The organism is Prevotellamassilia timonensis (genome assembly GCF_021531665.1).
Classification (GTDB): Bacteria; Bacteroidota; Bacteroidia; order Bacteroidales; family Bacteroidaceae; genus Alloprevotella.
Genome location: NZ_JADYUH010000017.1, coordinates 1 through 12,876 on the forward strand (window position 1 = coordinate 1; position 12,876 = coordinate 12,876).

At 53.3% G+C, this 12,876-nt stretch carries 8 protein-coding genes; 5 read left to right on the top strand and 3 right to left on the bottom strand.

Features of this window, described 5'->3' with window-relative positions; genetic code table 11:
* Positions 1–592 precede the first annotated feature (592 nt).
* Complete coding sequence (locus tag I6E40_RS04595; protein WP_235385727.1) at positions 593–1,594, bottom strand: malate dehydrogenase; 1,002 nt, start codon at positions 1,592–1,594, stop codon at positions 593–595.
* A 445-nt stretch (positions 1,595–2,039) separates the two neighbouring features.
* Between I6E40_RS04595 and I6E40_RS04600 the strand changes: the two genes are divergently transcribed.
* The 3 genes from I6E40_RS04600 (at position 2,040) to I6E40_RS04610 (ending at position 4,551) form a co-directional block, all read left to right on the top strand.
* Positions 2,040–2,624 carry an FKBP-type peptidyl-prolyl cis-trans isomerase gene (locus I6E40_RS04600; RefSeq protein ID WP_235385728.1) on the top strand — a complete coding sequence of 195 codons (585 nt, stop codon included), beginning with the start codon at positions 2,040–2,042 and terminating at the stop codon, positions 2,622–2,624.
* Between the two features lie 120 nt (positions 2,625–2,744).
* Positions 2,745–3,605: an FKBP-type peptidyl-prolyl cis-trans isomerase gene (locus tag I6E40_RS04605; protein WP_235385729.1), complete on the top strand. Its 861-nt coding sequence runs from the start codon at positions 2,745–2,747 to the stop codon at positions 3,603–3,605.
* 28 nt (positions 3,606–3,633) lie between these two features.
* Positions 3,634–4,551: an FKBP-type peptidyl-prolyl cis-trans isomerase gene (locus I6E40_RS04610; RefSeq protein ID WP_235385730.1), complete on the top strand. Its 918-nt coding sequence runs from the start codon at positions 3,634–3,636 to the stop codon at positions 4,549–4,551.
* 136 nt (positions 4,552–4,687) lie between these two features.
* On the opposite strand, the gene I6E40_RS04615 is transcribed toward I6E40_RS04610, so the two are convergent.
* Positions 4,688–5,629, bottom strand: coding sequence for a GDP-L-fucose synthase family protein (locus I6E40_RS04615; protein WP_235385731.1), 942 nt, complete (start codon positions 5,627–5,629; stop codon positions 4,688–4,690).
* Between the two features lie 62 nt (positions 5,630–5,691).
* Positions 5,692–6,780 (bottom strand): GDP-mannose 4,6-dehydratase, encoded by a 1,089-nt coding sequence (gmd, locus tag I6E40_RS04620; protein WP_235385732.1) that lies wholly within the window; start codon positions 6,778–6,780, stop codon positions 5,692–5,694.
* 473 nt (positions 6,781–7,253) lie between these two features.
* Between gmd and I6E40_RS04625 the strand changes: the two genes are divergently transcribed.
* Together I6E40_RS04625 and I6E40_RS04630 are read left to right on the top strand one after the other, a co-directional pair.
* The gene (locus tag I6E40_RS04625; protein WP_235385733.1) at positions 7,254–12,626 is read left to right on the top strand and encodes a glycosyl hydrolase family 95 catalytic domain-containing protein; all 5,373 of its coding nucleotides are present in this window, start codon (positions 7,254–7,256) and stop codon (positions 12,624–12,626) included.
* Complete coding sequence (locus I6E40_RS04630; RefSeq protein ID WP_235385734.1) at positions 12,623–12,838, top strand: hypothetical protein; 216 nt, start codon at positions 12,623–12,625, stop codon at positions 12,836–12,838. Before I6E40_RS04625 ends, I6E40_RS04630 begins: the two co-directional genes overlap by 4 nt.
* Positions 12,839–12,876 lie beyond the last annotated feature (38 nt).

Sequence of the window (12,876 nt, forward strand, 5' to 3'; positions counted from 1 at the left end):
CAACAGACGATGCCAGAATCAAACTCAAACATTTGTATCCTATTGTCACTTTTTAGACTTTACAGACTACTAGGAAAAATTAGGAGCGCACCCGGTTAAAATTTGCCTTCTTCAAATTTTTATTTCCCTTCCTCAAATTTTAATTTGCCTTCCTCAAATTTTAATTTGCCTTCTTCAAATTTTTATTTCCCTTCCTCAAATTTTTATTTCCCTTCCTCAAATTTTTCTTTGCCTTCCTCAAATTTTACTTAGATGCGCTCCTAAGTAAAACTGCGCGCCGTTGCAATGTAGGGTTTGCGCTCGCATTCGTGTAGGGTTTGCGCGCTTCAATGTATAGTTCAATGTATAGTTTGTGTAGGGTTAGGAGCACAAACCATACATTTCACAACGCACGGATAATCAGCGGAATGCAGGACAAATGTAGGGTTTTGTGTATAGTTTGCAGAGTTTTTTCTTTCCCTTTAATTTATGAATAGTGCAGGGTTAAAGGTTTGTTCAAAATTATACGCAATAAGGAGCGTTCAAAAAGAAAGTGATTCCTTTTGAACGCTCCTTATTGCGTAGATAATTAAACGACCTTTAGGTTGTTGTCTTATTTCAAGTTCGGGTTGATTTCTCCCCACTTGGAGATTTCGGGAACAATCTGCAGCGTGACGAGTTCATCGCGCATCTTGCAGAGGTGTTCGTAGCTGGCATCGAGTGCCGCCATCTCTTCAGGCGTTCCTTCCGGCATTTTGTAGGTGCAACCGTTTTCGTCGAGCGTGGTGTCCATCGCCATCATGATGTGGTTGTATTTGTCGTTGGAAACGTAAGTTCCTGCGGGCCATTGGAATTTTTCGCCTCCCATGACGGAGCGAATCATTTCCACGGAGCAGTAAGCGGGGCTTTGCCAGGAGCTGCGTCCGCGCAGTTCAATGATTTTTGCACCTCCCTGCACGACATCGTGACGAAGTTTTTCCCAGTCTTCCTGAGTGAATTCGGGGGTACCGATGAGGTCGCTGAGTGCTTTGCCAGCCACCATCACCTTGCTTCCGAAGACTGCCATGGCTTCGCCGTGACCGCCGTAGGTGCGGCAGCCGGTGATTTCGCTGCTCTTCACGCCAAATTTCTTGGTGAGTTCGCTGCGAAGGCGAGTGGAGTCAAGTGCGGCGAGTGTGGTTACCTGAGAAGGTTTCAGCCCAGAGTAGAGCAGAGTGACGAGTCCGGTGAGGTCAGCGGGGTTGAAGATGACAACCACGTGCTTCACGTCGGGGCAGTACTGTTTGATGTTCTTTCCCAAGTCCTCGGCGATTTTGCAGTTTCCTGCGAGCAGGTCTTCGCGTGTCATGCCTGCCTTGCGGGGCGCGCCGCCGGAGGAGATGATGTATTTTGCATCTTTGAAAGCCTCAGCCACGTCAGTGGTGGCGGTGAGGTTCACACCGTCATAGCCGCAGTGGAACATTTCTTCCATCACGCCTTCCATGCCCGGAGCATAGACGTCATAGAGGCACACATTCGGGGTGAGTTGCATGGTGAGAGCGGTCTGAACCATCGTGGAACCGATGGCGCCGCCGGCACCTACGATAACCAATTTGTCTTCTGTAAGAAAAGCCATTTCTGATAGAGGTTTATAAATAGAATAGATATGTGAATTCAAGAGACAGGGGAACGAGCACAAACGTCAAACGGCTGTGCCGTCCCGGATTTGCTGCAAAAGTACAAAACATAAGTTTTATCCGTGGGAAGAGAGTGTTAAAATTGCTTTTTCTCCGGCGTGCGACTTTGTGCGACCTCTCAAGAAGTTGGAAAAACTTGAGGGATGCTCGCCATTCCATAATTTACAGAACACCCCTCAAGAACTCGCAAAGTTTTACCTTCTTCACAGAAAATCAGTGAAACACAGACCCCATACGGATTTTTTTGTACTTTTGCAGGCTGTTAAGCGGTGTGCCCGAGGGGCAGGCAGAATCCATCACACGCGCCTCCTCCTTTCACGCTCCCGCTTCTCAACTCCCATCACTTCGCGAAACCTCGCAAAAGAATCATCAAACAACACATACATGGAAAAACTCAGTTATGCACTTGGCATGATCATCGGACAGAATCTGAAGAACATGGGCGTTGCCGACCTTCGCAACGAACGCTTTGCCAAAGCAGTGGAAGACGTGATCAAAGGAAACGCACCCGAAATGACCGGTGCAGAAGCCAACAAACTTGTCAGCGAATTCATGCAGAAAGAAGAGGCACGTGCCGGTGAGGCAGTGCGCACTGCGGGAGAGAACTTCCTCAAAGAGAACGCCGGAAAAGAAGGCGTGGTCGTGCTCCCCAGCGGTCTGCAATACAAGGTGCTGACCGAAGGAAAGGGCAAAAAGCCCAAAGCCACGGACCAGGTGAAATGCCACTACGAGGGCACACTCATCGACGGCACGGTCTTCGACAGCAGTTACCGCCGCGGCGAACCCGCCGTCTTCCCCCTCAACGGCGTGATTGCCGGATGGACAGAAGGCGTGCAACTCATGGGAGAAGGCGCCAAATTCCGCTTCTTCATCCCCTACCAACTCGCCTACGGCACACGAGGCGCCGGACAGAGCATCCCGCCCTACGCAGCACTCATCTTTGACGTCGAACTCATCGAGGTGCTCTAAATCCTATAAGGCGTGTTCTAAAAATTAGGCTGAAAACGTGAGCACTTTCTTTTGAACGCACCTTATTAAATCATAGAACACCCCATTATTTATAGAATACTTCTAAAAACCCAAACAATAATGAAAAAATCAATCTTTGCGGTACTCGTTGCCGCCACCGCCATGCTGAGTTCCTGCCACAACGGAACTCCGAAAGCAAACTTGAAGACTGAAATCGACACCATCAGCTACGAACTCGGCATCGCCATGTCTCCCGGCGAACAACTCGTGGGCTACCTCACCCAAGCCGGAAGCGACTCCGCCTACGTGGACGAATTCCTCAAAGGATTCAGTGAAGGAATGAAGGTCGGAGACAACAAAAAGAAAATGGCATACTACATCGGCGTCATGCAAGGACTCCAAAGCAAAATGCAAATGCCGCAACTCGAAAGCCAAATCTTCTCCGGCGACAGCACCAAGAAAGTCAACATGAAGAACTTCATCTCAGGCTACACGGCTCTCGTCAAACACAAAACCGCACTCAAAATCGACGGAAAACTCGTGGACCGCGAAGAAGCCAACAAGCACATCATGGCGTACATCTACGGGAAGCAGAAGACTGCATCCGCTGAGTTCATGGCAGCCAAAGGAAAAGAAGCAGGCGTGCAGAAACTTGAAAAGGGCGTGCTCTACAAAGTCATCGAAAACTCCAACTCCACCGAACGCGCCACAGTCAACGACAGCGTGGTCGTGAAATATGAAGGTACACTTACCGCCGGTCAGGTTTTCGACACCTCCGCCAACCAACCCGACGGCGTGGCTACACTCAGCCTCAAGAACGTCATCGAAGGCTGGAAGATTGCTCTTCCCCAGATGCCCGTCGGCGCTACTTGGGAAATCTATATCCCCTACGACCTCGCCTACGGTGAACAGGGAACCGGTCCCATTCCTCCCTACTCCGCACTGACCTTCAAAATCACACTGGTCAAAATCGTTAAATAAAAGTGATTCCCCAATCAAACTCTGAATCATGAAACTCAAACTCTTTTTCGTTCTCGCCCTGGCAGCAGCCGTCTGTCTGCCCGCCAACGCACAGAAGAAAGCAAAGAAAACAAAGGCTAAGACTGCCACCACCGCAGTGGAGACACCTGCCGCTCCTTCCATCAAACCCGTGGATGGAAAAACCTTCTCCGAAGCACTCGGCATCGCACAAAGCGAATCACTCAAACAGTATCTCACCAGCCGCGAAAACATTGACGCCGCACACCTCGCGGAAGCGATGAAAGGAATGACGGCAGAGATTTCCGATGAGGAACGCGCCAAAGCCCTCGCCTACGCTGCCGGACTCCGCATCGCACAAATCAACAAACAAAACCTCCCCTACTTCAACAAGCAGGCTGCCGGAAGCATGGACACCACCTACGTCGATGTCAACACCTTCCAAAACGCACTTTCCAAAGCCGTCCTCGGAGAAACCTGCACCATGACCGCTGACAGCGCCATGAAAGTCGTGGAAAACCAAATAAAATATCAGCAGGAAATCTATAAGGCACGAAACCTTGACTGGCTCGCACAAAACGCCAAACTCAAAGGCGTGCAGAGACTGGCAGACGGACTGCAATATCGCATCCTCACCGAAGGAACAGGTCCCGTGGCGGACGACAGCACCGAAGTGGAGGTGCACTATGAAGGCTCACTCATCGACGGAACGGTCTTTGACTCTTCCTACAAACGCAACAAGCCTTCCACCTTCCGTCCCGACCAAGTCATCAAAGGCTGGCGCGAGGCACTCAAGATGATGCCCGAAGGCTCCGTCTGGAACCTCTACATCCCCTACGACCTCGCTTATGGCGAACGCGGACAGGGCGAAAAGATTCCCGGCTTCTCCACCCTCATCTTCAAAGTGGAGGTGCTCAAGGTGAAGAAAGAACCCGCCAAAACAAACTGACCCTTACGCTCGTCTGTTCGGAAACCGAACCCACGAAGCACCATAAACACAGCTGCGCAGGACCACAAGATCCTGCGCAGCTGTGTTTTTATTGCTGTCCGGAGAAAGCCGGGAGGCGAAGATTTCTGTTTTTCTTTCAACGTTCCGCACGCATCGGATTCTGGAGAAAGTCATCGTAGGCGAGGCGGATACCCGTTTCGAGCGGGGTGCGTGCTTCCCATCCGAGGGCGCGTGCCTTTGAGACATCCAGCAGTTTGCGCGGCGTGCCGTTCGGCTTTGATGTGTCCCAGCGGATTTCTCCTTCATATCCCACAATCCTCGCCACAAGGCGCGTGAGTTCGGCAATGGAAAGTTCAAGTCCCGTGCCGGCGTTCACCGTTTCGTTGCCGCTGTAGTGGTTCATGAGAAAGACGCAGAGGTTCGCCAAGTCGTCCACATAGAGGAACTCGCGGAGCGGACTGCCATCGCCCCAGCAGGTGACGAAGGGCAGCTGTGCGACTTTTGCCTCGTGGAAGCGGCGGATGAGTGCGGGCAACACGTGACTGTGTGTCGGATGGTAGTTGTCGTTGGGACCGTAGAGATTGGTCGGCATCACGCTGATGAAGTCCGTGCCATACTGGCGGTTCAGGAACTCGCAATATTTCAATCCCGAAATCTTTGCCAGCGCATACGCCTCGTTCGTTTTCTCCAATTCGGAGGTGAGCAGACAGTCCTCTTTCATCGGCTGCGGGGCGAGGCGAGGATAGATGCACGACGAACCGAGGAACTCCAGTTTTCGACACCCGTTTCGCCACGCAGCGTGAATGACGTTCATCTCCAGCATCATGTTTTCATACATAAAGTCCGCGAGGGCACTCTGGTTTGCCACAATGCCTCCCACCTTGGCGGCGGCGAGGAAAACATATTCCGGCTTTTCTTGGGCGAAGAAAGCCTCCACTTCAGTCTGACGCGTCAGATCAAGTTCGGCGTGGGTGCGGGTGAGGATGTGGGTGTAGCCCTGCCGCTGCAATTCCCGCACAATGGCAGAGCCCACCATGCCTCGGTGTCCTGCCACAAAGATTTTAGAGTCTGCTTGCATTGTCTTGAAATGAGAGAAGAAAATTGTCTTGAAATGAGTGAAAGATATTATGGAGCCGGGGACTATTTCACAATGCCTTTTTCAAGATATTCGGCAAGATTGGTGCGAATGTGGTCCGAGGCGCGCTCAAGTGCCACCTTTTCCATGTCGTGTTCCACCATGATGCGCACCAAGTCTTCAAAACTTGTCTTGCCGGGATTCCATCCGAGTTCCTTTTTTGCCTTGGAGGGGTCACCCCAGAGATTGACGACGTCCGTCGGGCGGTAGAAATCGGGCGACACCTCCACAAGCACCTTGCCCGTTGCCTTATCAATGCCTCGCTCGTCAGCCCCTTCCCCTTGAAATTCCAATTCGATACCAGCATAGTGGAACGCCAACTGACAGAACTCGCGAACGGAGTGCTGCTTGCCCGTGGCAATGACGAAGTCCTCGGGACGTTCGTGCTGCAGAATGAGCCACATGCACTCGACGTAGTCTTTGGCATAGCCCCAGTCTCGGAGCGAGGAGAGGTTTCCGAGATAGAGTTTCTCCTGCTTACCCTGCTTGATGCGGGCGGCAGCGAGGGTGATTTTTCGCGTGACGAAGGTCTCGCCTCGACGCTCACTTTCGTGATTGAAGAGGATGCCGGAGCAGCAGAACATGCCGTAGGCTTCGCGATATTCTCGAACAATCCAGTAGCCATAGAGTTTCGCCACGGCGTAGGGACTGTAGGGGTGGAAAGGTGTCAGCTCGTTTTGCGGCACCTCCTCCACCTTGCCGTAGAGTTCGGAGGTTGAAGCCTGATAGATGCGGCAGGTGTCTGTCAGCCCGCACTGCCTCACCGCCTCCAACACGCGGAGCACACCCGTGGCATCGACATTGGCGGTGTATTCGGGCGAGTCAAACGAAACCTGCACATGGCTCTGCGCCGCGAGATTATAAATTTCGTCGGGACGCACCAAGGCGATGACCTTGATGAGACTCATGGAGTCGCCCATGTCTGCATAGTGAAGGTGAAAGTTCGCACGCCCTTCGAGGTGAGCAATGCGTTCGCGGAAATCCACGGAGGAGCGTCGGATGGTGCCATGCACCTCATAGCCTTTTTGAAGAAGAAACTCGGAGAGGAAGGAACCGTCCTGTCCCGTGATGCCTGTGATGAGTGCTTTTTTCATATTAAATTTTTAGGGGTGTTCTAAAAATTAGGTTGAGTTGATTTTTAATTTCTTAGAGATGAACTTTTGTCAGTTGAGGAAGGAGCATAGCGGGCTATGTGACTGACGAAACTTACAAAAGGGCGCGTTAAGAAACGAAAAACGACCAAAACGTAAGCACTTTCTTTTGAACGTTCCTTATCCCGTAATTTATAGCCCCCCCTTTTAATGAGCGCAAAATTACGCCTTATTTACAAGACGGCGCAAGAAAGCACAGGAAAAACTGCCGCCGATGTCACGGAACTGTCATTTAAGCGGTGCGCACTCAAAAATACTGTTATCAAAAATTGGGGGGATAGTTTGTTTTATCTAATTTTGCGGCGGAGCAGAATGCACTTACTTTCATTGATATACTTTTTCCGCACCGCTCCGCCGGCAACGCCGGTCTGTTTTCTGTCTCCGCGAGAACATATTTATTTCTAATACTTTTTTACATGAAACATTTTCTAACCTTTCTGCTGTGCCTCGTGGCTTCGCTCACGGTTGGCGCGGTACCGACGACGCCCACGTTTTCAACCGAGGACGGAGAGGCGACCTGGTACTACATCAGGTTTAAGTCGAACTACAACTGCTACCTTACCGATTGCGGTGTGGGTAACAACGTGCAGGTGATGGGCTTTGACCTTGCTCGCGCCGACGACCAGCAATGGAAAGTGGTCGGCGAAAGCACCACCAGTTTCACTCTGGTGAACAAAGCCGGTCACAAACTGTATTACAATAGTAGTACTTTACGTTACGTGACTTCCGACACGGAAGCAATAACCTACGCAATGGACCAATATACCAACTATTGGGAACTCTATCGCACCGAGGTTGGTAGCGATGGTAAGCGTTTCGGTATTTCGGGCAATAATTGCTTCCACGGTGCCGTGCTCACCGAGAAAAACAAAAACAATGATTTGAACAAGTTCATCTTTGTTCCGGTAGCGAACGCACTAGCCGACTACACCACCTTCCAAAGCAAACTGCCTTTGCTGTCCGACGTGGAAGAGCCCGTTTGGTATTACCTCTCGCTGACCAACAGCGCCACACACTATCTCGTGGATGCCGGTGAGAGCACCAAGGTGGCACTTAACAGCACTGTAACATACAACGACAAGGCGCGCCAATGGCAGCTCGTTCCCGTTGATAACGAGGGCGGTTTCGCGCTTCGTAGCCGTTTAGGACATTACATTACCAGCTTTTCCAACAGCAACGATGGCGGCACGAGCGGTTCCCAGGCAAACGGACGTTATTATACGGGTGCTGCTTCTGCCACCATCAACGACGCCATTGTGTTCTGCTTAGGTTCGGGTAATACGGTCAACGACTTTGAAATCTATCGTAAAGGCGACAGCAACAAGTGGGGCTTCAACAAGCGAGACGAAACCGAAGTCGGAGTCTGGAATGAATTTAATGGTGGCAACAAAATGGCGTGTGCCGATGCGGAAAGTGTTGACGGCGCCTACAATGCCTATCTCGCCAAGTTACCGAAGTTCTCTGATGAAAGCAACGAGTATTGGTATATTCTCAAGATGACAGGCCGCAACACCTACATGAAGGCAGCCTCTACTGACACAAAGCTTGAACTCGCTTCGTCTGTTGCGAACTCGAACGAGTACAAATGGAAGTTTATCGGAACAAAAGATAACTTCGTCATGGTAAGCAAGGCTGGCATGTATGTTTACGATTTGGATGCCGATAATACAGACAATGGTCGCTTCCAGGTTGGCACTGAATCAGCCTCAGCAAAAGCTTTCTATTTTGACCCCTGTGGTGACTACGTGGAAATCGTCCGTGTGGGCGACTCTAACAAGAGAGGAATGAACGACCGTTCTATCAACACCCCCTCGGGCTTGGGCATTTGGACTAATGACGACTCCGGCAACCGCATCCAGTTCTTTGAGTCGGAGAACATGTTCGCCGAAAATCCCACCCTCTACGCTGATGCTTCCTCCCTCACCAATGAGTCAACCTACTATTACATTCAATTCAAGACGGGGGGCGCTGTGGTTGAAGACAAGGGCGCTGACACAAACGCGCAGACTGCCGCCATGGCACACAACAAGAACGGACAGCTTTGGGCTTTCATCGGCACGGAACTCACCTCGCTCAAAGCCATCAACAAGGCAGGACGCTATTTGAGCTATAGTGGTTCAAACTATCAAACCGCAACTTCTGCCGACGACGCCGTCACCTTCGAACTTCGCCAGAGCACCGCGCATCCGGGCTATTTCGAACTCATCAACTCGGGTGCCACACAAGCCATGAACCAGGTGGGCGGCACAGGAGCAGGAAAGAACCTCGGCGTTTGGACCATTGGCGACGCCAACAACCCCCTCAAAGTCATCCTGCCTCCCGCTCCCGAAGAACCCATCTTCTATGCCAACGCCACTCCGACTGAGAGCGATGAATGGTACTACATGCAGTTCTGCAATGGATCTTTCAACTGGATTGCTCCCTCCACCGTGGGAGGTCAGGTCACTGTGACGAAGTCCCAACTATATAAGGAGGAGATGATGTGGCGCTTCATCGGCAACAAGAACAGCTTCAAGCTCATGAACAAGAAGGGCGAGTTTGCCTACTTCGATGGCACGAACGAGTCTGGTTTCCTCAAGACTTCTGCAAGCGATGGTGACACAGATGCTTACAAGTTCAGCCTTGTCGTGTCCAAGGGCTCATACGCTCAGGCTTGGGAAATCAAACCTGCAGGTGTGACCAGCACGACCTATCCGCACTTGAACATGTATCAAGGTGCTAAGGAAGGCACAAGTATTTCCGTATGGTCTGCAGCCGACGGCGGCAACCCCATGAAGTTCATCCCCGTCTCTGCAATAGAATACGCCGACTACACCGTCAGCGGTAGCACCAGCTATTCTCCCACACAGAAGTTCACGCTGTGGTACACCGAGCCTGCCACCACCGCTCGCCTCTACTCCGGCGGTCAGGGATACTCCAACTGGATGGAATGGTCACTGCCCATCGGAAACGGTCAGCTCGGCGCCAGCCTCTTCGGCGGCGTGATGCGCGATGAAATACAAATCAACGAAAAGACCCTCTGGAGCGGCAGATCCACCGACCAAACCGCAAACTACGGTCAGTTCGAGAACTTCGGCTCCGTCTTTGTGGAGAACATCGGCAGCGACCTCAGCCTCCGACCCGAGGAAGGCGCCACGGACTATTACCGCAGCCTCGACCTCGCCGACGCTTTGGGTAAGGTATATTTCAAGAGTGCCAAGAGCCAGACCGAATACACTCGCGAATACTTTGCCTCCAACCCCGACAAGGCAGTTGTGGCACACTATGTCTCCAACGGCACTGCCAAACTCAACCTCCGCATCACCATGAAGAGCGGCAACATCCTCGGACGCACCACCTCCTACGCCGAGGGCAGCGGCTTCTTCTCCGGCAACACCTTCTCAGGCTCAACCCAGACCATTAAGTATGCACTGCGCTTCAAAGTCGTGAACCTCGGCGCAGATGGCACCGTCACCACCGATGAGGACGGCATCACCGTCGCCGACGCTTCTGACATCATGGTGGTCATCTCCGGCGCTACCGACTTCGACCCGGCATCTCCGACCTACGTCTCCGGAACGACACAGCTGACCTCCAACCTCCGCACCACCGTCAACGCTGCTGCCGCCAAGGACTACACCACCCTCAAGAACGCACACCTTGAAGACCACCACGCTCTGTGGAACCGCATGAGCCTTGAACTCGACGGCATCAGCAACACCGTCACGACCAACGCGCTCATCGACTCCTACAACAGCGGAGCAGGTACCAACGCCCTGATGCTCGAAAACCTCTATTTCGCCTACGGACGCTATCTCGAAATCGCTTCCTCCCGCGGCGTTGCCCTGCCCTCCAACCTCCAAGGCATCTGGAGCAACATGGACAACCCCGCCTGGAACGCCGACATCCACTCCAACATCAACGTGCAGATGAACTACTGGCCCGCCGAGCAGACCAACCTCAGCGAGATGCACGAGCCGTTCTTGAACTACATCATCAACATGGCGAACAGCCCGCAGTGGAAGGGGTACGCCACAGCTGCCGGTCAGAGCCGCGGCTGGACCTGCTACACGGAGAACAACATCTTCGGCGGCGTCGGCTCCTTCATGCACAACTACGTCATCGCCAACGCTTGGTACTGCACGCACCTCTGGCAGCACTACCGCTACACGCTTGACAAGGCATATCTGCAGCGCGCCTTCCCCGCCATGCTCTCGGCAGCTCAGTTCTGGATGGACCGCCTCGTGCTCGACACCGACGGCACCTACGTCTGCCCCAACGAATATTCGCCTGAGCACGGTCCCGGCCGTGAGAACGGCGTGGCTCACGCCCAACAGTTGGTCTATGACCTCTTCGACAACACCCTCGCTGCCATCCGCATCCTCGGTCAGCAGGCTGCGGGCATCAGTGATGAGGATCTCGCCACACTCAAAAACCGCTTCGACAACCTCGACCCGGGATTGGCAACGGAAATTTATGACGGTACGTGGGGTACAACCGCTATCGCCGCAAACACCCCCATCCTTCGCGAGTGGAAGACTTCTGCCTTCACTGCCGGTCAAAATGGCCACCGCCACATGAGCCACCTCATGTGTCTCTATCCCTTCAGCCAAGTCACCCCCGGCACGGCACTCTACGACGCTGCCGTCAACTCCCTCCGCCTGCGCGGCGACGGCGCTACGGGATGGTCTATGGGTTGGAAGATTAACCTCTGGGCACGCGCCAAGGATGGCGACCACAGCCGCACCATCCTTAACAACGCCCTCCGTCACGCCAACGGTGGCGCCGGAGTCTTCTACAACCTCTACGACTCCCACGCTCCCTTCCAGATTGACGGTAACTTCGGTGCTTGCGCCGGCATGGCAGAAATGATTATGCAGAGCCAGAGCGACACCATCGAGGTGCTCCCCGCCCTGCCCTCCGCCTGGACAGCAGGCACCATGACGGGCATGAAGGCAGTCGGCAACTTCACCGTGGACATCACTTGGAGCGCCGGCAAAGCCACGCTCGTCAGGGTCGTTTCCCACAAGGGACAGCCGCTCATGATTAAAGCCGCCGACATCGCTTCGGCAAGAATCACGAAGAACAGCACTGACGTCGGCACAGCCATCGTAGCAACCGACGTGGTGCGCATCCCGACCGAGGAAGGCGACGAAATCATCATCGACTTCACCCAAGGCACTGTCACTCCCGACAAGGGCGCCATGGAAATCCTCACCGCTGAAGGCTACGGCACATTCTTCTCCGACCGAGCCATTGAAATGCCCGCCGGCGTCACCGGCGCAGTGATTAGCACCGTGCAGAGCGACGGCTCCGACGTCGGCAAACTTCAGACCAGTTGGGACTATGCTGCCGGCAGCACCGTTCCTGCCAACACCGCCCTCCTCATCAAAGGCGAACCGGGAACCTATGAGTTCAACTACTCTGACGCCACAGACGTTTTCAACGGCACGAACCTGCTCCACGGACAGATGACCGACGCGTTGATTGAGAGCGAGGCAAACACGAAGTACTATAAGCTCACCTACTCCAAAGTCTCTGACGTGAAGACCCTCGGCTTCTTCTACGGCGCCGCAGACGGTGCAGCCTTCGTCAGCAAAGCCGGAAAGGCATGGCTCGCCGTGCCCACCTCGGGAGCGCTGCGTGGCTACAGCTTCGACTTCGGCACGCAAACCGGCATCACCGGCATGGAAACCGAAGACAACGGTGCTCGCATCCACAGCCTCGACGGACGACGCGTGAACCGTCCCGCCGACAGACTCGAGCGCGGCGTCTATGTCATTGACGGAAGAAAAATTATTGTCAAATGAAAAACACCATGACCATGAAGAAAACCTATATCCGTCCGCTCTCCCAAGACCTTTGCTTCCGCGCTGAGGGCATGCTCGCCGCCTCACCCGGTGTGATCGATAGCGAAATCACCACGGGAAACAAGTCCGATGACGACTATGAAGACTACGGCTCGCAATTTTCCTCTCACCGCTCCTGGTCTTCCGGCTCCACCAACAGCACGTGGGAATGAAACGAGAGTCCAATGATTGAACCTTCCACGGGGACTGC

Coding starts and splice junctions, on each gene's coding strand:
- I6E40_RS04595 (WP_235385727.1), bottom strand. CDS start 1,594: ATGGCTTTTCTTACAGAAGACAAATTGGTTATCGTAGGTGCCGGCGGC.
- I6E40_RS04600 (WP_235385728.1), top strand. CDS start 2,040: ATGGAAAAACTCAGTTATGCACTTGGCATGATCATCGGACAGAATCTG.
- I6E40_RS04605 (WP_235385729.1), top strand. CDS start 2,745: ATGAAAAAATCAATCTTTGCGGTACTCGTTGCCGCCACCGCCATGCTG.
- I6E40_RS04610 (WP_235385730.1), top strand. CDS start 3,634: ATGAAACTCAAACTCTTTTTCGTTCTCGCCCTGGCAGCAGCCGTCTGT.
- I6E40_RS04615 (WP_235385731.1), bottom strand. CDS start 5,629: ATGCAAGCAGACTCTAAAATCTTTGTGGCAGGACACCGAGGCATGGTG.
- gmd (WP_235385732.1), bottom strand. CDS start 6,780: ATGAAAAAAGCACTCATCACAGGCATCACGGGACAGGACGGTTCCTTC.
- I6E40_RS04625 (WP_235385733.1), top strand. CDS start 7,254: ATGAAACATTTTCTAACCTTTCTGCTGTGCCTCGTGGCTTCGCTCACG.
- I6E40_RS04630 (WP_235385734.1), top strand. CDS start 12,623: ATGAAAAACACCATGACCATGAAGAAAACCTATATCCGTCCGCTCTCC.